Origin of the sequence: Intestinimonas timonensis (assembly GCF_900626145.1) — a bacterium.
Taxonomy (GTDB): domain Bacteria; phylum Bacillota; class Clostridia; order Oscillospirales; family Oscillospiraceae; genus Intestinimonas; species Intestinimonas aquisgranensis.
The window spans coordinates 1679640-1701901 of record NZ_LR130817.1 but is presented as its reverse complement, the minus strand read 5'-3'; the positions used below and the strand labels follow the sequence as shown (position 1 = coordinate 1701901).

Below are 22262 nucleotides of genomic sequence, written 5' to 3'. Positions count from 1 at the left end.
CTGTTTTCAGTCCAGCACCTGGACACCAGTGCCCAGAATACCGTCGCCGATGTAGACGCTCAGGGTACCGTCGATCTCGCCGTCCCAGATGTGGTCGTAGTTGGGCAGCGCCGCCTTCAGCTTCTCCCGCAGCTCCTCCATCTCCTCCGGTGCGCCGCCGTTGGCCACCGCCAGATTGTACTTCTTATGGCTGCCGCAGGCCTTCACTGCCAGGTCCACCAGCTTGTCCATGACCTGCTTTCGGCCGCGGACCTTGGCGATGGACTGGAGCTGGCCATCGGGCGCGAAGGTGATGAGGGGCTTGATCTGGAGCATGGTGCCCGCCATGGCCGCCACCTTACCGATGCGCCCGCCCTTCTGTAGGTACTCCAGCGTGTCCACCGAGAAGAAGGGCGTGGTCCCTTTGATGAGCTGGGGTACCCGCTTGTGGGTGAGCTCCCGCCAGGAGGCCCCTCCACGCAGGTCCTCGGCCAGCTGCAGCATGGTGACGCCGATGCCCAGAGAGCCGCTCACCGAGTCGTAGACCTTGATTTCCAGGTCCTTCCGCTCCTCCGCCATGAGCCGCACCATATTATAGGTGCCGGAGAGCCCGCCGGAGAGCATCACCGCAATGACGCCGTCATACCCTTGCTCGGCGATGCGGTCGAAGGCCGCCGAGATGTCCTCTCCCGTGGGCAGGGAGGTCTTGGGCAGTTCCCCCCGCTTCAGCCGGGCATAGATGTCGGCGGCGTGGATGTCCACACCGTCCCGGTACTCCCCATCGGCGCAGCGGATACGCAGCGGTACCACATGGATGCGGTTCTCCTCCGCCACCCGGGCGGACAGATCAGCACAGGAGTCGGTAAGCAGGGCGATCTTGCGAGGGGCCATCGGACATCATCTCCATCTGTTGACAGGGCTCACGCCCCGGATATATAATCAGCATGTAAAGTCTCACATAACGGTGTTATGCTATCTTGTATTATAGGCTATCCCATTCCCCTTGTCAACGGGAAGAAAGGAGGCGCACACATGGAGTATGCCCAGCGCAGAAAGCTTCAGAGCCAGGAGACGGAGCGGAAAATCCTGTACGCCGCCCTGGAACTCATGCGGGAGCGGGGGTTTGACAAGGTGTCCGTCCGGGACATCTGCAAGGCCGCCGGCATCACCACCGGTGCCTTTTACCATCACTTTTCCTCCAAGGAGGCCCTGCTGGAGCACGGTTTTGCCCCTCTGGACGACTATATGCGCTCCGTGCTGGAAAACAGCGGGGATGAGAGTCCCGACCAGCGGCTGTGGCGGCTGCTTTCGGCCTACGGCCAGTTCATGGAGCACAGCGGCGAGCTCATCGGCCGCTACTACCAGCAGCGCATCGCCGAACCGGGCACCAAGAGCATGGATCCCAGCCGATACACCCTCCGTTCCATGGTGGAGTGCTTCCGCCAGGCGGAGCGGGAGGGCATTCTGGCCCCCGGCCACTCCCCCGAATGGATCGCCGATTTCTGTTTCCGCCACTTCCGGGGCGTGGTGGTGGACTGGGTCCTCCACGGCTACTCCTATCCGCTCCTCCCCAGGATGGAGGAGGACTACCGGCTGTTCGTCACCCTGTTCCACGCCTAATCGGAATACAGTAGCGGGGCTCTGACACCGTCAGAGCCCCGCTTTTTTTAAAACTTCTCGTAACTTCTCTTTTGTATTATCCTTTGGGTATTCAGAAATATGACTTTTCAACGCGTCCAGCGCCGTTCGGATGGCGGCGCCGCGGAACCCCATGGCGTACAGCTCCCCACCGGTGAGGGCGGGCACCGGCGACGGCTCCGCCAGCACCGCCCGGCGGAGCCGCCGCTCCACCGGCAGGACGGTGATGTCCAGGCCGGTTTTTTGACAAAACCCCCGCCACCGCTCCTCCGGCGTGGCGGGCAGGACGGCCAGTTCCGTGAGGTCCACTTGCCGGGCGGGGGCACCGAAGCGGGTGAGCATCCCCAGCTCCACCGGCAGTGCACATAGCTCCGGCCGCTGGGAGAGGAGGGTCTTTTCCAGCTCCACCCGGACCCGCTCGCCGGACACCTGCTCCAGCCCCGCCGCCTCCCTGCGGAGGGCGGCGGCAGTCTCCTCCTCGATGGCAAAGCCCAGCTGGGCGGCGAAGCGCACCGCCCGAAGCATCCGCAGGGCATCCTCCCGGAATCGTCGCTCCGGGTCTCCCACGCATCGGATCAGCCTTGCCGCCAGGTCGGCCACGCCGCCGAAGGGATCGGCCACAGTGCCATCTGGCAGGAGGGCCATGGCGTTGATGGTGAAGTCACGCCGGGCCAGGTCCTCGGTAAGCCCCACCCCGAACACCACCCGGTCGGGCCGGCGGCCGTCGGAATAGCCCTCCTCCCGGCGGAAGGCCGTGACCTCCAGGGACATGCCGTCCAGGAGCACCGTTACGGTGCCGTGTCGGAGGCCGGTGGGAACGGTATGTTCAAAGAGCCCCTGGATGACCTCAGGCCGGGCCGAGGTGGCCACATCCCAGTCCCCCGGTGTCCGCCCCAGCAGGCTGTCCCGGACGCAGCCCCCCACGGGGCAGGCCTCCTCTCCCGCCGCCCACAGGGTCTCGCAGCAGGTCCTCACCGGCCCCGGTACCCGTTCCCACTCCATTTTATCCCCTCCCAGGTATCTTTTCCTTGCTTAGCGCCTATAATGGCTGTATAATGAAGGGTACGAAACAAAGGCCCACGGGGCTTGGCCCGCTGTGGCCGGGACCGGACGGGCCGTTTTTGCGGCGGTCAGGTCCTCTGTTCCTGTTCTCTCGATACGCCACATTATAATCTTCCAAAAAGGGTGTGTAAACCCATGACTGACATGGATATTCGTCCCTATATCGCCCCCGGACGCCGGGCCCATCTCATTGGCATCGGCGGCGTCTCCATGGCCCCTCTGGCCGAGGTCCTCCACGGCGCCGGTATGGTCATCACCGGCTCCGACATGCGGGAGAGTCCCACGGTGGAGCACCTGCGGAGCCTGGGCATCACCATCCACATCGGCCACCGGGCCGAGAACCTGGGCCAGGCCGAGCTGGTCATCCGCACCGCCGCCGTCCACGACGACAATCCGGAGATTGCCGCCGCCCATGCCGCAGGCATCCCCGTCTTTGAGCGCGCCCAGGCCTGGGGTGCCATCATGCGGGGCTACAAACACGCCCTGTGCATCTCCGGCACCCACGGAAAGACCACCACCACCTCCATGTGCACCCACATCATCATGGCTGCGGACCTGGACCCCACGGTGATGATCGGCGGCACCCTCCCCCTGCTGGGGGCCGGGCACCGGGTGGGCAAGGGAGACACCATCATCCTGGAGAGCTGCGAGTACTGCAACTCCTTCCTCTCCTTCTTCCCCACCGTGGCCGTCATCCTGAACATCGAGGCCGACCACCTGGACTTCTTCAAGGACCTGGAGGACGTGGAGAAGTCCTTCCGGGCCTTCGCCGACCTGGTGCCTGAGGGCGGACGGATCATCGCCAACCGGGACGATGAGAACACCATGCACACCCTGGCCGGTGAGGAGCGCCCCGTCACCACCTTCGGTCTCACCGAGGGCGACATCCACGCCGCCAACCTTACCTGGAGCAAGGGCCTGCCCACCTTCGACGTGGTCTATCGGGATACGGTCTACGCCCACGTGTCCCTGTCGGTGCCCGGCCTTCACAACGTGAAGAACGCCCTGGCAGCGGCCGCTGCCGCCATTGCCCTGGGTGTGCCCGGTGAGGCGGTGGAGCGTGGCCTGGCCCAGTTCCGGGGCGCCGGACGCCGGTTCGAGCACAAGGGCACCTACAACGGCGCCGAGGTCTATGACGACTATGCTCACCACCCCGGCGAGCTCAAGGCCCTGCTGGACACCGCCCATACTCTGGGCTACAAGCGGGTCATCTGTGCCTTCCAACCCCACACCTACACACGGACCAAGGCCCTCTTCGATGACTTCGTGGAGGTTCTGAAGCAGCCCGACATCACGCTCCTGGCAGAGATCTTTGGCGCCCGTGAAACCAACGACATCGGCATCTCCTCCAAGGATCTGGCGGAGCGCATCCCCGGCGCCCGGTACTATGCCACCCTGCCCGAGGTCACCGCCGCCCTTCGTGAGCTGGCTCAGCCCGGCGACCTCATCCTCACCGTAGGCGCCGGCGACATCTACACTGCCGGCGAAGCCCTGGTGAAGGGCGAGTAAACTTTTCCCCCCAATGCAAAGCGCACCCTCATTCGAGGGTGCGCTTTTTTGTTCCGTGCCGGGCATCCTTTAGCATAAGGGCGGCCACCGGCAATGCCACCACCAGCTCAGTGATGGGCATGGCCAGCCAAAGGGCATCCGGCCCCAGCAGGGCAGGGAGCGTCATGATGAGAAGGCCGCTGATGAGGGCTCCCCGTGCCACTGATACCGCCATGGCGGGGACAGGCCGCAGGAGGGACTGAAAATAATAGGTGGAGAAGATGTTAAAGGGCAGCAGCAGGAAGGAGAGGCCATAACAGCGAATGATATTGGGGGCGATGGCCAGCACCGCTTCGGTAGGCGACATGAAGATGTACACAAAGACCAAGGGCGCCGCCAGAGCCGCCGCCGTCCAGAAGAGGCTGAAGGCGGCGGTGGCCAGCAGGGAGCAGCGGAGGGCGGCCCGGATGCGGTCCCACCGGCCGGCGCCGAAGTTGATGGAGAGGATGGGCTGGGCGGCCTGTCCCACGCTGTAAGCACAACACTGAACAAAGGTGCTGATGTTCACCAGAATGCCGTACACCGCCAAGGCGTCTGCCCCGGCATAGGTCATGATCTGCCGGTTGAAGAGGATGGTGAGAATGCCCATGGCGGCATCCACAAAGCAGGCGGAGAAGCCGGCGGTGCCCATCTTCACCAGCCGGGCAGCCAGGCGGGTGGGCCGGACCAGTCTCAGGGTGTTCTTCTGGGAGAAAAAATGGGTAAGGAGGACACAGAAGGTGATGAGGGCACCCAGCACCGTGGCCAGACCGGCGCCGAAGATCCCCAGATCCAGTCCAAAGACAAAGAAATAATCCCCAAAGACATTGAAGATGCCGCCGGCCAGAACGGCTCCCGTGGCCAGTCCCGGGGCACCGTCGTTGCGGAGGAAGGCGGCCAGCATCTGGTTGAGCAGGAACAGGGGAACGCCAAACTTGACCGGCAGCAGATACCGCTGTGCCAGAGGCAGCAGGGTATCCTCAGCACCGAAAAAGCGAAGCAGCGGAGCGTCAAAGAGCACCACCACCGCCCAGCACAGCGCCCCCAGGACCACAGACGCCAAAAGGGCAGCGTTGAAGGATTGGGCCTCACTCTCCCGCCCCGCCTCACCGCTTCCTCTGGCCGTGGCGAAGAGCACCGAGCCGCCGATGCCGGTGAGGAGTCCCAGACTGTAAATGAGATTCCAGATGGGTGCCACCACCGCCAGAGCGGCAGTGCCCTCCGGGCCCTGGTACTGCCCCACCATGGCCATGTCCACCATGGCGTAGATGTAGCTGATGAGGGCGCTGCCAAAGGCCGCGGCCAGATACCGCCCATACAGCCGCCCCACATTCTCCCGCAAAAGATCCATACGTTTTCCACACCTTTTCCGAAAAAAAGAGCCGGATAAGAAAACAGGCGTCTCAGCCTGTCCTCTTATCCGGCTCATCATTTCCAGCGAATGACTCGCCCTCCGAGTAAGCGTGGGCAGTATAGCACATCCGTGCCCGGAAGTCAACCCATCACAGCTCCGCCACCAGCGCTTTCAAGACCCGGATGCGCTCTCCCAGCAGCTCGCCATCCCGGGCCAGCGCCTCCTGGAAGAGGGCGATGTCCCCGTCAATGTGGTCGTTTCCGGTACACACCGCCACCGTCATGGCATCCCCCTGAAGTCCCACCCGGTCGATAACGGGATTTTCCTTGTTGTACCCATTGGGGTAGCGGTAGCCCTCCTCCCGGAAATAGCGCATGGCCCGGCAGGTAAGAATGGCCAGATCCAGCACCCGGTGGAGGGGCAGCTCCTCCGACTGACGGGACCACTTCTCTCCGGTGTGCCGCCATACCTTGGCCGAAATGTCCACCCGGCCCCGGTCGTTCCACTGGGCCAGTCCCAGGGACAGCCCCTGGGCGTCACTCTCATAGGCGCTGCGGCCGTCGATGTGTGCATAGTCTTCCGCCACAATCACCGGCTTGTGCTTCAGATTGGTTGGGATCTCCATCTCTCGCTCCTATTCCCGCCCGGTGCTCCGCCCGGCATTTACTAATTTACTAAATTACTAATTCAGTAAATGAAATCATAGCATGTATGCTTTGCCCTGTCAAGGGGCAAACTGTCCACAACGGAAGGAGCGAAATACCATGGACATGACCAATCAGGAATATTGCGCCTATGTGGGCCGGATGGCCAAGCCCTCCCCCATGGCCAAGGACTTGGCCTGGGCCTTCTTCGTGGGGGGACTCATCTGCACGGCTGGCCAGTGGCTGCTGGGCTTCTACCGCCAGGCGGGGCTCTCGCAGGACAGCGCAGGTGCCGCCGTCTCCATGACCCTCATTTTGGCCTCAGCTCTGCTCACCGGACTGGGCCGCTTTGACGACCTGGCCAAGCATGCCGGAGCCGGTACGCTTGTTCCCATCACCGGTTTTGCCAACGCCATGGTCTCCCCCGCCCTGGAGTTCAAAAGCGAAGGGCTCGTCACCGGCACCGGAACCCGGCTCTTCACTGTAGCCGGGCCGGTGCTGGCCTACGGTATTTCGGCCAGCGTGGTCTACGGGCTCATCCTCTGTCTGCTGACATAGCCGGGCCTGGCCTTTCTGTTGATTGCCTTCTAGGATAGACGGTGTATGCCCAGCATACTGAAATGGCCCGATGAATCGTAAAAAAGAGTGCCCCGTCTGGACTTTTGTCCAGACGGGGCACTCTTTTTACTGTATTATGCCTCAGGATCGAAGTTTAGACAGGTCAGTCCTCATCGGTCTCTTCGTCCTTCCGGCGGCCGATCAGTACCAGCAGGCCCGCGGCCATCAGAGAAGCCGCCAGGGCCAGCATGCCCAGGGTATGAGCGGGATCCACAGCGGTGTAATCGCCCACACTACCCGTCTGAGGCAGGTCACCCATGGGGACGCCTTCCTCAAAGATATCGGTCTCGTCGGGCTGATCACTCAGCGGGGTGTCCTCATCGGAGATATCCACCTCATCCTCGGGGATCTCATCGGGCAGATCATCCAGCGGGGTGTCCTCGTCAGGGACCTCCACCTCATCGCTGGGGCTGGGGCTGGAAGTAGGCTCGGTGCTGGGGCTGGGAGTGGGCTCCGTGCTGGGGCTGGGGGTCGGATCATCATCGTCATCGTCATCATCGTCGGGCAGATCGTAGTCGTTCCGCACGGTGAGCACCAAGGTGTCAGCATCATAGCCGCTCACACCGGCGGCGCCGGCGGTGGTCCGGCCAGTAGTGATATCCCAGTAGCCGATAGAGCTGCCGGTGATGCTATTGCCGTTCATCTCAGTCTCGACCACGGAGTAGACGATTTCCTTGCCGCCATCCGCATAGCGGTAGAGCGGGTGCTCATCTGTAGACTCAAAGACACCCAGCCAGTGGGTAGCGTCCATCCGGTCGCTACTGTCCAGGGTCAGGCGCAGACCGGTGTCGGCACCATCGGCGTACAAGGCCACTTCGATGTTGTTGGGCAGGCTGCTGTAGTCGCCACTCCAGGTCTTGACCACGGGGATGCCCATGGGAACGGGCTCGTAGATGTTGGTCGCGGTGGCAGTGGCGGTAACGCCCTCATCCAGCAGTTCGATATCCTCGTTGCCGGTGTACTCCACCTTGTTCCACTGGTAGCCGTCGATCACAGCAGCGCTGTCAGCGTCGATAGGCTTGCCGTTGGCGTCCACCTCAGTGACTTCGTAGTCGCCCCAGATCAGATCCACGTCCACGCTACCGGCGCCGGTGACGGTCACGTTCTTGGTGAGCGGCGCGTCGCCGTACACATCCTCGCCGGTAATCTGGAAGTAGTAGTTCTTGCCAGCCGCCAGAGCGGTCAGATCGCCGCCGCGGCTGTCCTTCACCATCTTGGTGATGGTGAGAGTCGTGAGCTGGTCCTCAGGAGGATTCACCGGCGGGACCTCACGGGTATAGGTGTTGGTGACGGTGATCTCAGCGGTGCCGTTGTTGGTCACGTCCACACTACCCTCGCCGGTCACGGCCAGCTCCCAGTACTCCACGTCGGCACTGGTCCGGTCCTCGGTGACGGTGTAGGTGCCGGTGGGCAGGCCGGGGATGGTCACGGTCTCACCGATCTTGGCGGTGACGGTGGCGGTGTACACATTGTCTTCCTCATTGTGCTGGAAGGTAATGGTATCGGCGGTGGTAGTGGTACCGTCGCTGGTGCTGGTGGTGTAGGTGCCGGTGCCGTAGTCCATCACCTCGTCGCTGGGGGCGGTGATCACGAAGGTGTACTCCTTGTCGTCGACCTCGTCGCGGAGCTTCTCGTTATCGGTCTCGCCGCCCAGGGCCTTGGTAATGTTCAGGGCGCCCAGCATGCGGTCGTAGTCGTTGGTCAGCTCTGCGGTCGCCTCGATGACGGCCTGGGTCTGATCTTCAGTCAGGGTGACCTCAGTGCTGGTAACGCTGTCTGCGGTCAGCTTGTAGGTTTCCGTGTTCGCCGTGCTGGTATCCTCCAGGATCAGATACTCATCCGCCTTCAGCCAGCTGTACTCCTTGCTGGTGATGGTGGTGGAGCCGGTGATCTTGCCGGAGGCTTCGTCATAGGTGACGGTCACGGTGATGGGCTCAGTGGTAAGCTTCTCCGCAAAGTTTTCGCCGCGGAACAGATTGAAGTTGTAGGTGTGTGCGAAGGTTTCCATATCGCGTGCGGGGATGCCGGTGACATTCTTGGTGATGGTCAGCTTGTATTCGGCAGGGGTATTGTTCACCGTCAGCTTGCCATCCTTCAGCAGGTTGCTGCCGGTGAAGAGCTGGATGGCCTGCTCCCCGATGCTGGGCTCGGCCTTCTCCACCGTAATGCCGTCCTTGGTCACGGTGATGATCCAAGCCTCGCCAGAGAGAACGTAGTTCTCAGGGGCGGTGGTCTCCTCCATCCAGTAGGTGCCCACGGGCAGGTTGCTGACGGAGGTCTCCTGCGCCAACGTCTCCACGTTGAAAGCGGTCGGCTCGGTGGTCAGGACCACGTCGCCCTTCTCATCGTTTGCGTACTCGTACACGGTGAACTTGGCGCCGGACAGGTAGAGGTGCTTCTCGGCATCCTCCTTGACGATGGTGAAGCCCTTGGTAACGTAGTGGTTGGTGAAGGTCACGGCCGCCTGGGTAGTTGTCTCGTCGATGATGACGTTCAGGCCGTTTTTCTTGACCTCATTGTCCAGCTTCACGCTCTCCAGGGTGTAGCCGTCGTCGATGGTCTCGGTAATGGTGAAGGTGGTGCCATACTCGATGTTGGTGAGTGTTACGGTCGCATTCTCCTTCGTCAGGGTGATGGTTTTGCTGCCAGCCCCCACGGTCTCACCGTTCAGCTTGTAGTTTCCGCCAGTGGAGACCACGGTGAAGGTAAACGGATCGTTGGTGGGGATAGTGACGCCTTTGTCGCCGGTGACGGTCTTGGTAATGGTCAGGCCGGCGTTGTCGGGAGTGGTCAGTCGCTCATCGCTCACGGTGATGGTAGAACCGGAGATCGCGTAGTCCTTCGTGGTCTCCTGGTCCTTGCTGCCTCTGATTTCCTCGATGGAATAATTCTGCGTCACAGTGACATGGTTGTCTTGGTCGGGTGCGCCATACACCAGCTCATCCTTTGCGACCACGATGGTCCACTCGCTGGTGCTCTTCTTGTAGTTGGTCGGGGCATCGGTCTCTTTCAGAGTATAAGTGCCGTCCGTCAGCCCGTCAAACGTAATCCTGCCGTCAGTGCCGCTGGTCTTGGGCTCGCCGACGGCTGCGCCGCTGGCATCGGTCAGGGTGAACTTCGCATTTTCAAGAAGCTCACCGTTTTCATCCAGCTTCACGACGGTGAAGGAAGCCTTGGTACCGTCCTGAACCGGCTGAAGCACCGGCTTATACTCGTTCTGGATCGTGACATAGTAGGTTTTCTTCTCCGTCAGACCATTCCCGTCATTGACCAGAACGTTGCTCTCCTTGGGGGCATACCCCAGGACACGGTTTTCATCAGTGAGCTCTGTCCCATTGATGTGGGTCTCCACCACGCGGTAGCTATACTTGTTGGCGGTCCCAGTCTCATAGAGCTCCACGTTGAACCAACTCGTCGAAGAGCTGCCGGTGGTGCTCACCTCGAAGGTGCTGGTCTTATAGGTCTTCCAACTTGCCTCAACCTCCGGGGTAGTGGTGCGCTGGAGCCCATAGGTCACATTCTTCATCTGGCTCTGGAAGGGGCTGCTGATTCTCTGGTCATCCTCAGTCAGATAACTGTGGCTCCAGCCCTTGTAGGCCTGCACCGTAGCAGTGGGATTCTTCAGATCATAGTAGATGTCCATATACCACTGGGTGGTGCCTTTGGCCTTGTACTCCTCATAGGCCTCCGCATAGGTGATCTGAGCGGGGGAAGCCAGTACCTTCTTGGAGAGCTCGTAGCCGTCCGGAGACGGAGCAAGGGGGTTACGATCGGCGACGATCAGGCTGCTGGTAGGCAATTTCAGATACCTGTTCCGGTCATGCTGGCTGTCATACTTGTAGTTGCTCAGCTCGTACACACCGTACTCATTCTGGAACCAGTACCGGATGGTCACCTTCAGCCAAGGATAGGTCTGCTTCTTGAGATAGACCTTCGCGTCGTCGCTCATTGTGCCGTTGGAGGCGGTGTTGGTATAAATCTTCCGGGAGGTCGTGGGAGCCAGCTTCGCGGTGTAGTACAGCTCCACGGAACCACTCTCGGGGATCTCGCCTTCCTCAGTACCCTGGATCAGCGTCACAGTGTAGGAAGCTTTGGTGGTATCCTTTAGAGTGTCGGTCACATTGTAGTCCGCACCGGGCGCGCCGGTGACGACTACCTTGTAGAGCACGGTCACGGTTTCGGTTTCGGGGAGCAGATTCTCAAACTCTGCCTTATCGTCCGCCCACGCATATCCACTGGGATCAGAGCCGGTGGTGTAGAGCGTGGTGGCCACGTACTTCTTGATCTCCGTCACCTGAGGCACGTTGACCATCTTCAGCACGGCGGTGCGCTCTTTGTAATTGTCAGCCGTGGAAATGGTCACAGGCAGCGCCTCGGAGATGCTGTAGTTCTTACCGGAGAAGAAGCCCAGGACGGAATTCCACAGCTGGGCAGCGAGCGTGGTATTCTCCTTCACTGTGACCTGGACCTGCTCCTTAGAGACCTTGCCGCCGCTGGTGGTGACATTCACCGTCCAAACGGTTTCGTCCTTGGCATAGCCATTAGGAGCGGTGGTCTCCTGGAGGTAATAGGTGCCGGCCGCCAGATTGCTGAAGGTGGCCACGCCGTTGGCCGTCGTTGCGCTGGCCACAACTGCGGCTCCAGGAGCAAAGCCGGCGCCCTTGGGATCTGCGTTGTACAGCGTAAAGGTAGCGCTGGAGGTGGTGATCAGGTTGCCCTTATCATCCACCTTGTTCACCACGAAGCCGCTGGTGACGTAGGCGTTGGTAACAGTGACCGTATGGTCCCCCAGGAACTCCGCAGGAGTGGTGACCTCGCCGGAAACCACGTAGCTGAAGGGCTCCGTCTTGGTCTCTTCCACGGTGTACTCTGTGGCGTAGGGCACGCCGGTGATGGTAGCGGATTCGTCGTGGCTCAGGGTGAAGGTGTAGACGCCGTTGGCCTGGTATTCTGCAGTAGCGCCGGTGACAGTCACCTTTTCGCCCGTGCCGTCACCCAGGGTCACAACGATGGTAAAGTCCTCATCGGTAGTGGTGTCGGTCACGGTCTTCTCCACCGTCAGATCACCGGTCTTGCGGGTGTAGGCGTTGGTCGCAGTGAGCTTCACGGTCTCGGTGCTGTCCGCGTCCAGGACCACCTCCACGTACGTCACGCCGTTTGCGGTCTTGATCCGCTCCGCAGACACATTATATTTGACCGTCCAGTCGTAGTTGGTCCGATTCTCATCGAGCTCGGCCACGTAATAAGTCTGACCAGTGGTCAGGCCCGTAAAGGTACCGGTGCCGTCCTTGGCGACCTCGATGGTCACGGCCTCGCCGCTGTTATCCGTGACGGCCTCATACTTGTCGCCTTCCTGGGTGAACAGGCCGAAGGTGAAGGTCTCGCCGCTGGAGGGGGTGTAGCCGCCGGTCACGTTCTTGGTTACCTGGATGTTGGCCGTCTTGTGGGTGTTGTAGACGGTCAGGGCGCCGCCAACGATCTCAAAAGGATCGTCGTTGCCGCCGCTGAAGAAGCTGGCAATGCTGGCCCCAATGCCTTTGCTGGTCTTGCTGAAGGTAACGCCGGTCTTGGCGACGGTGACCGTAATCCCCAGGTCCTTGCCGTTCGTCGGGACGTCCACGTAGCCCTCAGGGGCCTCGGTCTCCCACAGGCTGTATACGCCCACGGGGACGCCGGCGAAGGTCACGGCGCCGTTGTCGCTGGTGACTTCCTCGCCCACCTGATTGTCATTGGAATCCTTCAGGATGAACTTCGCGCCGGACAGCGGGCTATGGCCCTCAGCCGCATCCGCCTTGGTGAAGGTGACGCTCTGGGTAACATAGGTGTTGGTGTAGGTCACTTCAGAGGTGGTGCCGCTGATGGTGCCGGAAGCAGTTCTAGAATTGGTCGCCGTTCCGGTACCGATCTTGACCGTGGTGTCATAGCCGGTGGTGTAGTCATCCTCCACCACTTCGTAGCTGGCACCGCGGGTCAGGCCGCTGATGGTGGCGGTCTGGCCGCCGGTCAGGGTGATCTTGCCGTCGTCGGTTTTCTTCTTCTCAGAGCCGATCTTGTAATTGCCCTGGTAGGGCTGACCGTCGATCTTCACCGTGAAGTCGAAGCTGGCGCCGTTGGGGGCGCCCACGGCATTCTTGGTGATCTGCAGCTGGCCGTCGGTCAGCTTGCTATAATTGTTGGCGGCGTTCACGGTGATGGTCTTGCCGTGGTCGTCCCGGTCGATGGTGACGGTGGCGGAGCTGCCGCTGCTGCTCACGCCGGTGCCGCTATAGCTCACGCCGTCCCACTTGTAGTCGCCGCTGTTGCCGGGGTTGGTCTCGGTGATGGTGTACTTGCCGACCAAAAGCCCGGTCAGGGTTTCGCTCTGCTTGTTGCTGGTCAGCGTCACAGTCTTATTATAGTTGGGGCCAGTGATTGTGAAGGTGTAGCCCTCGCTGTCCCAGTTGGCGCTACCGGCCACAGACTTGGTGATGGTCAGGCTGGCCTTCACCTTGCTGTTGGTGATGGTGTAAGCATCGCTGACAGTCTGATAAGCAGTATCTGCCTCAGTGCTCTTTTTCACCTTCACCGCAACGGTATCGTTGTAGGTGATGGTCTTGCTACCGTTGGTGGCGGTGGTGGTTTTGGGGGCTATATCCGGAGTCTTCTCCACCTTGACGATCCAGCTGCCGGGCTGGACATAGCCCTCCGGGGCGGTCTCGGCGAGGGTGTACTCGTCAACCGCCAAATCGGTCCACATGGCATAGCCGCCATCCTTGGTAGTCTGGCTGTCCTTGCCGGTCAGGCTGAAGGTAACGCCGTTCAGAGGCTTATTGCTCTCGTCGGTCTTGTAGATCTTCAGGATGCCCTTGGGATCGTTGCGGACCACAGAGTAGTGGGTGTTGGTGATGGTGTTGCCGCTGATGGAGACCTGCCACCAGCTGGCGCCATTGGTCGTGCCGTTATAGCCGCTGGTCGCGAGGACTCCGTTATGGTTGGTCACATTCTCGCCGCCCACAGAGGTCTCGGCAGAGACATAGTAGTCGCTGTCGGCGGGGACGTCCTCAACGGTAATGGTCCAGGTCTTTCCAGTTGCCCCGCTGACGGTGGCGGTGTAACTGCCGCCGGTCACGGTGGCGGTACCATCGTTGGCAACGCTCACAGTCAGGTCATCATACTTGCTATCCTTCAGGGTCACCACAAAGCTGGTGGGGGTGCCCTCCCACTTTTTGGTGAACTCGTAGTCCTTGACATCCAACTCGTAGTTGTTGATGAGGGTAGCGGCGGCGGTTTGGTTTGCCACAACCGTGACATTCTGGGAGGTGGTGCTGCCAGCGCTATCCGCCTCATACCCCTCGATCGTCCCGTTCACGGTCTCAGTGACACTATAAGAACCGGGGGTCAGGTTCGGGAAGCTGGCAGTGCCAACGTAGCATTCCAACTGGGGATCGTAGGTAAAGCTGCTGATGGTCTTAGAATCCTCACCCACGGTCACAGTGACAGAGTAATCACTCAGGCTTGTGTTCGGAGCCACGCCGGTGATCTCTTTGGTGACGGTCAAATGCCCCTTATTGGGTTGGGCAGGGGGCAGCTCGGTGGAGAACCACACATCATCGATGAGATTGCCCACAGTAACATTTCCGGTTTGCGTTTCACCCGCGGCAAAGAAGAATCGGGTGGCGTACTGTCCCTCCGGGACTGTGTAAGTATCGTCGTAGTACTTCCACTGGCCCTTGCTACTGTATTCGTAGTGGCTACCGAATGGCCAATCATTAGGGCTTGTTTGAAAAAAGGCGGAGATTGTGCTAAAGCAACAAAATAGCGATGGAGGCAAGATACACAAAGGCTAGGAAGGAAGCATCCGACTTGTCATATCTGGTGGCGATTCTGCGAAACCACTTGATTTTCTGGAAAAAACACTCCACCAGATGGCGTTCTTTATACAGCAGCTTGCAAAATTATCTCCAAATGAATTTTACACGTACCTCACTACAGGCGTTTATCCTCTGCAAGGCAAACCGCCTGTGCATGAAAAATAGCTTCTGACCAGATCTATGGTCACATAACAACTCTCATGTTTTTGGTATTTCATTGTGTCCTTGACTTTGGGTACACTTTACGAACTGGGAACACCATCCATCAAACCGGACCTTGCGCCGGTCATATTTACTTAGAAAGGAGTCACACACCATGGAACGGATCACCCAGGAGAACTACGGGCTTTATATCAACGGCAAATGGGTCCCCGCCGGCGACGGCGCCACCTTTGAGACCCGCTGCCCCGCCAACGGTGAGCACCTGGCCACCTGCGCCCAGGCCACCAAGGAGGACGTGGACACCGCAGTGGCGGCGGCCTGGGAAGCCTTCAAAACCTGGAAGAACATCACCACCAATGAGCGGGCCGCCATCCTGAACAAGGTGGCCGACATCATCGAGCAGAATGCCGAGCATCTGGCCATGGTGGAATCTCTGGACAACGGCAAGCCCATCCGGGAGACCATGGCCATCGACATCCCCTATTCTATCCGCCACTTCCGCTACTTTGCCGGCTGCATCATGGCGGAGGAGGGCTCCGCTAATATTCTGGACGGCACTACCCTCTCCCTGATTCTCCGGGAGCCCATCGGCGTGGTGGGGCAGATCGTGCCCTGGAACTTCCCCTTCCTGATGGCCGCCTGGAAGCTGGCGCCTGTGCTGGCCGCCGGCTGCTGCACCGTCTTTAAGCCCTCCAGCGATACCCCCCTGAGCGTACTGGAGCTGGCCCGCCTGACCCAGGACGTGATCCCCGCCGGCGTGTTCAACGTCATCACCGGCTCCGGCTCCAAGGCCGGTCAGTACATCCTGGACCATCCCGGCTTCCGGAAGCTGGCCTTCACCGGCTCCACCGAGGTGGACCGCAATGTTGCCCGTGCCGCCGCCGAGCGGCTCATCCCCTCCACCCTGGAGCTGGGCGGCAAGAGCGCCAACATCTACTTCGACGACTGCAAGTGGGACATGGCCATGGACGGCGTACATCTGGGCATCCTCTTCAATCAGGGTCAGGTCTGCTGCGCTGGCTCCCGCGTCTTTGTCCAGGACACTATTTATGATAAGTTTGTGGAGGAGGCCGCCCGCCGCTTCAACCAGGTCAAGGTGGGCATGCCCTGGGAGGCTGACACCCAGATGGGCGCCCAGATCAACGAGAACCAGGTGAAGAAGATCCTCCAGTACATCGAGATCGGCAAGGAAGAGGGCGCCAAGGTGGCCTGCGGCGGCGAGCGCGCCACCGAGGGCGACCTGGCCAAGGGCTGCTTCATGAAGCCCACCCTGCTGGTGGACGTGAACAACAAGATGCGGGTGGCCCAGGAGGAGATCTTTGGGCCGGTGGCCTGTGTCATCAAGTTCCACGACGAGGACGAGGTCATCGCTATGGCCAACGACAGCACCTACGGCCTGGGCGGCGCCGTCTGGACGAGGGATATCAACCGGGCCATCCGGGTGTCCCGCGGCATCGAGACCGGCCGTATGTGGGTCAACACCTACAACGCCATCCCCGAGGGCGCCCCCTTCGGCGGCTACAAGGCCTCCGGCATTGGCCGTGAGACCCACAAAGTCATTCTGGAGCACTATACCCAGATGAAGAACATCATGATCAACCTCTCCGAAGCCCCCTCCGGCTTCTATCCCGACAAATAAAGCTCGCAATGCAAAGGCGGGCGGGACCATTTGGTCCCGCCCGCCTTATCTGTTCAGTCATACCACAGGATCAGCAAGGTCCCCTTCCCCACCGTCACCTGGCTCTCCACGCCGGTGAAGGAATTGCTCACACCCAGTGGAAAATCACAGGTGAGGACGGCGTCCTTCAGGGGGTACTTGAGACCCTCCAGGGTCACCCCTTCCGCCCGGTCTCCCTGGCAAAACACCGAAATCGTCCCCCGGTGGTCCGCCGAAAAGGCCAGGGAGCCGTCGGTAATGGCGACGGCGGTCCAGTTCTCCCCCATCAGGAAGCCTCGCCCGCCCCGTGTGGAGAGCCACACCAGGGACTGGAGGTTGGCCAGGGTGTGGTCCACCCGGCCGCCGGTGCCGCCGTAGAGCCGGAAGGTCCGGTAGCCCCGGTCCCAGCCCAGCCGGATGGCGGCCATGGTGTCGGTGTTGTCCTTTTCCACCGGCAGGTCTACAACCTTTGGATGGTCGGGCCGGAAACCCATGGAGTCGAAGTCCCCCACCACCAGGTCCATGTCCGTCCCCCGGACTGTTAGTGTAGCGTAGCCACCGTCGGCAGCGATGACAAAGTCCCCCGCGCCCGGCGCAAAGTTCCGGTCGTAAAAGGTCCCCGCCCCCACGATATAGCATGTGCCCTGCTGGATCATATCTGCTCTCCCGCCTTTCGTCTTATCTAATCATCATACCCCACTGGGCCGGTCTTGTCCAGCGTCGGACCTCCCTCCTTGCAAAATTCCGCCCGCCGTGATATAACTGGTCCACATAGGAAATGATAGAAAGGTGGTTTTTCCACATGTTTCGTGATATGCGGCGAAAAGATCAAGTCCTCTCTCGGGAGGAGTGCCTGGCCGTGCTGGACCGCGGCACCTCCGGGGTGCTGGCGGTCCACGGCGACGACGGCTATCCCTACGCCGTCCCCCTGAGCTACGCCTACGAGGATGGAAAGCTCTGGTTCCACTGCGCCCGGACCGGCCACAAGCTGGACGCCATCCTTCGGGACCCCAAGGTCACCTTCTGCGTGGTGGACCGGGACCAGGTGGTCCCCCTGGAGTACACCACCTACTTCCGCAGCGTCATTCTCTTCGGGAAGGCCAGAGTGCTGGAGGACCCGGCGGAGATCCGAACCGCGCTGGAGAAGCTGGCCCTCCGCTACGCCCCCGAGGACAGCGAGGCCCACAGGGAGGCAATTCTGGAAAAGGAGCTGCCCGCTGTGGTCGTAATAGAGGTCACCATGGAGCACCTCTCCGGCAAGGAGGCCATCGAGCTGGTCCGCAGCCGTCACGCGCTGGAGTGAGATACAAAAGGAGGTCCCTGCCCGATGTGGGCAGGGACCTCCTTTTCTTATTTCCGCTTTCCGCAGCTCTGGCCGCAGGAGGTGCAGTCGCCGCCGCAGCTCCCGCCGCAGCCGCACTCGCCCCGGAGCTGCCTTCGGACGTGGCGGACCAGGTAGACCACTGCCCACAGGATGAGCAGAGCTACGGCGGCGTAGATGACATATTTCATGGCGTCCTCCTCTCAGCCCACAATGAGGCTGCCGATCTGATAGACCAGGAAGGAGCCCAGATAGGCTGCGCACACCTGCCAGAGGATGGAGCGGATGGTCCACTTGGTGGAGTTCATCTCCTTGCGGATGGTGGACACCGCCGCCACGCAGGGGACGTACAGCAGCACGAAGACCAGGAAGGCGTAGGCCGCCACCGGGGTCTGGAAGGTACCGGAGAGGGCGGAGGCCACCACGGTGCCGCTGGCCCCCAGGGAGAAGCCGTAGAACATGCTCATGGAGGAGACCACCGCCTCCTTGGCGATGAGGCCGGAGAGGAGGGCCACCGCCGCCTGCCAGGTGCCGAAGCCCAGGGGCCGGAGGAGAGGAGCGATGAAGCCGCCGATGATGCCCAGGAAGGAACCGGAGGCGTCCTCCACCATAGTGAAGCCGGGTCCAAAGTTCTGGAGGAACCAGAGGACCACGCTCATGGCTAGGATGAGGGTACCCGCCTTCACCAGGAAGCCCCGGACCTTCTCCCACACGTGCATGGCGCAGTTTTTAAAGGTGGGCAGGCGGTAGGGGGGCAGCTCCAGCAGGAAGGCCGCGGGCTCCCCTTGGAACATCGTCTTTTTCAGGATGAGGCCGGAGACGATGGCGAACAGAATGCCGATAACGTAAAGAGAAAAGACCACCAGTCCGCTGTATTTGGGGAAGAAGGCGGCGGACATAAGGCCGTACACCGGCAGCCGGGCGGAGCAGGACATGAAGGGCACCAGCATGATGGTCATGCGCCGGTCTTTCTCGTTCTCCATGGTCCGGGCGCCCATAACGGCGGGGACGGTGCAGCCAAAGCCCATGAGCATGGGGATGAAGGCCTTGCCGCTAAGGCCGAACCGCCGCAGCAGCCGGTCCATGATGAAGGCGGCCCGAGCCATGTAGCCAGAGTCCTCCAGGATGGAGAGGAAGAGGAAGAGCAGGGCGATCTGGGGCAGGAAGGTGAGCACGCCGCCCACACCGGAGATGACACCGTCCACCAGCAGAGACTCCACCCAGGGCGCCACCTGGGCGGTGGTCAGGGCCGAGGCCACCCAGCCGGCAAAGACCTCGCCTACCAGGAACTCTACCCCATCAGAGAGGAAGGAGCCAATGGGTCCGAAGGTGATGGCGAACATGGCCAGCATCATAAGGAGAAACACGGGAATGGCCAGGTATTTATGGGTGACGATGGCGTCGATCTTGTCGGAACGTGTGAGGGCATCCCGGGGCCGGCCCTTCACCACCGACGCGCTCACCACCTTCTGGATGAACTGATAGCGGCTGTCGGCAATGAGCGTCTCCCGGTCGCCCAGGGCGTAGGCGCCCTCGTAATCCTGATAGATGGACTCCAGCCACTTTTGGGTCTTTTCGTCCAGGCCCAGAGCCTGCTCCACCAGGGAATCCCCTTCGATGAGCTTGATGGAGGCCCAATGGGCGGGCAGTCCCACCTCGTAGGCCTTGTCGTGAATGAGCTCGCCCACCTGGTGGTGGATACGGTGGGTATAGTCATCATAGAGGTCGTCCGGCTCCACCGTCACGCCAATGTGCATCTGCCGGTGGGCCACCCGGAGCATCTCCTCCACGTTCTCCCCCGACCGGGCGGTGATGGGGATCACCGGCACCCCCAGCTCCTTGGAGAGCTTCTCCACGTCGATGTGGTCGCCGTGCTTCTCCACCTCGTCCATGAAGTTGAGGGCGATGACCATGGGCCGCTCCAGCTCCAGGAGCTGAGCGGTAAGATACAGGTTCCGCTCGATGTTGGTGGCATCCACAATGTCGATGATGGCGTCGGGGTGCTCCCCCACAATGAAGTCCCGGGCCACAATCTCCTCCATGGAGTAGGGGGAGAGGGAATAGATGCCCGGCAGGTCCACGATGGTCACCGACTTGCCGTCCACCGAGGCCTTGCCCTCCTTCTTCTCCACCGTCACGCCGGGCCAGTTGCCCACGTACTGGTTGGAGCCTGTGAGGGCGTTGAACAGGGTGGTCTTGCCGCAGTTGGGATTGCCCACCAGGGCCAGCTTCATCTCGCGGGTGTCATGGCTGGCATAGTCGGGCACACCGCCGTGGTGCTCCTTCTCATGGGCGTGGGCGGCCTCCATCTTTTGGCGGGTAGCCTCATCCGGCGTCTTCTGCACCGCCTGCCGCCGCCGGCTGCGCTCCTGCCGACGGGCATTGGCCTCCTCCTCGCTGGTGGTCACCGCGATCTGTGCCGCGTCCTCCTTCCGGAGAGAGAGCTCGTAGCCCCGGATATTCACTTCGATGGGATCGCCGAAGGGCGCTACCTTCCGCACCGTTACCGTGGTGCCGGGGGTGAGGCCCATGTCCACCAGCCGGCGTTTCACCGGTCCCTTATCGCTGCCTACCTTGAGGATGACCGCGCTGTGACCCGGTTCCAGGTCCATCAGCGTGCCCCTTTTGTTCAACGTCTCTGACGCCATCGCTTACTCCTTGCCTCCACTGCTCTCCGGAGACAATATTTCTTCTCCGAAGGATTAGTCTTGTCAAACTTTTTCCACTCTTTATACTACTACGTCCCCCTGGGGAAGGCAAGTCCAAATATCGCCCTCCAAAATGGTAGGTTTTGTTCACTTGGCACAACTTCCTGCCAAAATTTATGTCAACTAATATTCTCCTCTTTTCTTGACGAAAGAGGACGGGTTGGATAAAATAGAACGGAAATCCATCCCAAGGAGGGACGCCATGAGCATGAGAAAGAAGCTCACCATCCTGCTGACGGTCCTGGCCCTGCTGTACGCCCTGACCCTCACCGCCTTTGCCGCCGGTCCCAACGGGACCCTCTCCGTACAGCTTTACAGCTGGAACCAGCACACCTACACACCGGCCTCCGCAGAAGTGGTGAAGCTCACCCTCAACGGCGACCCTTTGAGCGGCGATGTCCCCGCCATGATTCAGGGCGGACGGACCCTCGTTCCCGTCCGTCTGGTGGGTGAGGCCCTCCAGGCCCAGGTCCTCTGGGTCCAGCAGACAGGACAGGTCATCCTCACCAAAGGCGAGGATGTCATCGTCCTCACCCTGGACAGCGCCACCGCCATCGTCAACGGCGTGTCCACCCCCCTGCCCGACGGAGTCCCTGCGCAGGTGGTGGGCTACGACGGTGCTGACCGCACCATGATCCCACTGCGCTTCGTCTCCGAGACCCTGGGCGCTCAGGTGGAGTGGGACCAGGCCACCTATACTGCCCACCTGACAGCTGAGCTCACGGAAACCGCCCCCGAAGCCCCGGAGGAGGAGCCGGAGACTCCCTCCCAGGAGCCGGAAGTCCCGGCTGACGCGGTCCGAATCACCGGCATGAGCTGGAGCGACGGCACCCTCACCATTGCCACGGACCAGGCTCCCAACTGCAAGGTCACCGACCTGGGCGACCGGGTGGCCATCGACTTTCTGGACACCGTGCTGTCGGAGGACTTCACCGGCTGCACCGCCAGTGACACCTACCTCTCTGATGTGCGCTGGGCCCAGCATGGCGCTGACTTCTACCCCGGCAGCGATTACACGGTGCGGTTCGTGCTGGATCTGGCCGCCGGTGCCACCGCTGCCGGCAACCTGACCATCACCACCACCCTCACTGGTGTCAGTGTGACCACCCACGGCGCCTCTGAGACCGCACCCACCGTCTCCATCAACCCACAGGACTACGCCATCGTCATTGACCCCGGCCACGGCGGAGACCGGCCCGGTGCCTGTTACGAGGGCATCATGGAGAAGGACATTGACCTGGCCGTCTCGCTGAAGCTGGTCTCCATCCTTCAGAACCAGGGCTTCCAGGTCATCATGACCCGCTCCACCGACGTGGAGATCGGTCTCTATGAGCGGGCCGACCTGGCCAACGCCGCCGGTGCCGACGTCTTTGTCTCCCTGCACTCCAACGCCGCGGAAAACCGCCCCGACTACCAGGGCATCTATACATACTACCACCCGTCCAGCAACCGGGGCGCCCGGCTGGCCCAGGCCATTCAGACTCCCCTGTGCCAGATCACCGGTGGCCTTGACCGTGGCATTAAGGATGCCGACTTCGTGGTGCTGCGGGAGACCGATATGTGCGCAGTGCTGGTGGAGATGGGCTTTATGACCAACCATGAGGAGCTCATGAACCTGACCGATGACAGCTACCAGCAGTTGCTGGCCCAGGGCATCGCCCAGGGCATCGTGGACTATCTCACCGCGGAGGCCCAGGCAAACGCCTGACTTTTCCCAAATCATGAAACAAGCGTGGACGCTC

The 22262-nt window shown here is 61.2% G+C and carries 14 protein-coding genes and 1 pseudogene; 6 read left to right on the top strand and 9 right to left on the bottom strand.

Features of this window, described 5'->3' with window-relative positions; genetic code table 11:
• Positions 1-6 precede the first annotated feature (6 nt).
• Positions 7-870 carry a DegV family protein gene (locus E0E29_RS15150; RefSeq protein WP_130850551.1) on the bottom strand — a complete coding sequence of 288 codons (864 nt, stop codon included), beginning with the start codon at positions 868-870 and terminating at the stop codon, positions 7-9.
• Between the two features lie 141 nt (positions 871-1011).
• Here E0E29_RS15150 and E0E29_RS15145 point away from each other — a divergent pair, with 141 nt between their 5' ends.
• Positions 1012-1599 (top strand): TetR/AcrR family transcriptional regulator, encoded by a 588-nt coding sequence (locus tag E0E29_RS15145; RefSeq protein ID WP_130850550.1) that lies wholly within the window; start codon positions 1012-1014, stop codon positions 1597-1599.
• Positions 1600-1629: 30 nt separating this feature from the next.
• On the opposite strand, the gene E0E29_RS15140 is transcribed toward E0E29_RS15145, so the two are convergent.
• Entirely contained in the window at positions 1630-2619 is a 990-nt protein-coding gene (locus E0E29_RS15140) for a CCA tRNA nucleotidyltransferase (protein ID WP_130850549.1), read from the bottom strand.
• 195 nt (positions 2620-2814) lie between these two features.
• Between E0E29_RS15140 and murC the strand changes: the two genes are divergently transcribed.
• The gene (gene murC / locus E0E29_RS15135) at positions 2815-4188 is read left to right on the top strand and encodes a UDP-N-acetylmuramate--L-alanine ligase (protein WP_130850548.1); all 1374 of its coding nucleotides are present in this window, start codon (positions 2815-2817) and stop codon (positions 4186-4188) included.
• Positions 4189-4216: 28 nt separating this feature from the next.
• On the opposite strand, the gene E0E29_RS15130 is transcribed toward murC, so the two are convergent.
• Together E0E29_RS15130 and E0E29_RS15125 are read right to left on the bottom strand one after the other, a co-directional pair.
• Positions 4217-5557, bottom strand: coding sequence for an MATE family efflux transporter (locus E0E29_RS15130; protein ID WP_130850547.1), 1341 nt, complete (start codon positions 5555-5557; stop codon positions 4217-4219).
• Positions 5558-5708: 151 nt separating this feature from the next.
• On the bottom strand, positions 5709-6185 hold the full coding sequence (locus E0E29_RS15125) for a DUF6530 family protein (RefSeq protein ID WP_130850546.1): 477 nt from the start codon (positions 6183-6185) through the stop codon (positions 5709-5711).
• A gap of 139 nt (positions 6186-6324) precedes the next feature.
• Between E0E29_RS15125 and spoVAC the strand changes: the two genes are divergently transcribed.
• Entirely contained in the window at positions 6325-6762 is a 438-nt protein-coding gene (gene spoVAC, locus E0E29_RS15120) for a stage V sporulation protein AC (RefSeq protein ID WP_130850545.1), read from the top strand.
• A gap of 163 nt (positions 6763-6925) precedes the next feature.
• On the opposite strand, the gene E0E29_RS15115 is transcribed toward spoVAC, so the two are convergent.
• Together E0E29_RS15115 and E0E29_RS15110 are read right to left on the bottom strand one after the other, a co-directional pair.
• Positions 6926-14428, bottom strand: a complete 7503-nt coding sequence (locus E0E29_RS15115; RefSeq protein WP_130850544.1) for a SpaA isopeptide-forming pilin-related protein — start codon at positions 14426-14428, stop codon at positions 6926-6928.
• Positions 14429-14603: 175 nt separating this feature from the next.
• Positions 14604-14744 (bottom strand): annotated as a pseudogene (locus E0E29_RS15110) (IS5 family transposase); the annotation flags it as partial.
• A 244-nt stretch (positions 14745-14988) separates the two neighbouring features.
• On the opposite strand from E0E29_RS15110, the gene E0E29_RS15105 reads away from it, so the two are divergent.
• Entirely contained in the window at positions 14989-16473 is a 1485-nt protein-coding gene (locus tag E0E29_RS15105; RefSeq protein WP_130850542.1) for an aldehyde dehydrogenase family protein, read from the top strand.
• Positions 16474-16526: 53 nt separating this feature from the next.
• Here E0E29_RS15105 and E0E29_RS15100 read toward each other — a convergent pair whose 3' ends face one another.
• The gene (locus E0E29_RS15100; protein WP_207303614.1) at positions 16527-17147 is read right to left on the bottom strand and encodes a thiamine diphosphokinase; all 621 of its coding nucleotides are present in this window, start codon (positions 17145-17147) and stop codon (positions 16527-16529) included.
• 146 nt (positions 17148-17293) lie between these two features.
• Between E0E29_RS15100 and E0E29_RS15095 the strand changes: the two genes are divergently transcribed.
• The gene (locus tag E0E29_RS15095; protein ID WP_130850541.1) at positions 17294-17794 is read left to right on the top strand and encodes a pyridoxamine 5'-phosphate oxidase family protein; all 501 of its coding nucleotides are present in this window, start codon (positions 17294-17296) and stop codon (positions 17792-17794) included.
• A gap of 47 nt (positions 17795-17841) precedes the next feature.
• Here the strand turns inward: E0E29_RS15095 and E0E29_RS15090 are convergent, their stop codons facing one another.
• Together E0E29_RS15090 and feoB are read right to left on the bottom strand one after the other, a co-directional pair.
• A complete protein-coding gene (locus E0E29_RS15090) occupies positions 17842-18003 on the bottom strand; it encodes a FeoB-associated Cys-rich membrane protein (RefSeq protein ID WP_130850540.1) in 162 nt (53 codons plus the stop codon).
• 12 nt (positions 18004-18015) lie between these two features.
• The gene (feoB, locus tag E0E29_RS15085) at positions 18016-20424 is read right to left on the bottom strand and encodes a ferrous iron transport protein B (RefSeq protein WP_242622522.1); all 2409 of its coding nucleotides are present in this window, start codon (positions 20422-20424) and stop codon (positions 18016-18018) included.
• Positions 20425-20722: 298 nt separating this feature from the next.
• Here feoB and E0E29_RS15080 point away from each other — a divergent pair, with 298 nt between their 5' ends.
• Positions 20723-22228, top strand: a complete 1506-nt coding sequence (locus E0E29_RS15080) for an N-acetylmuramoyl-L-alanine amidase (protein ID WP_130850538.1) — start codon at positions 20723-20725, stop codon at positions 22226-22228.
• Positions 22229-22262: the final 34 nt, after the last annotated feature.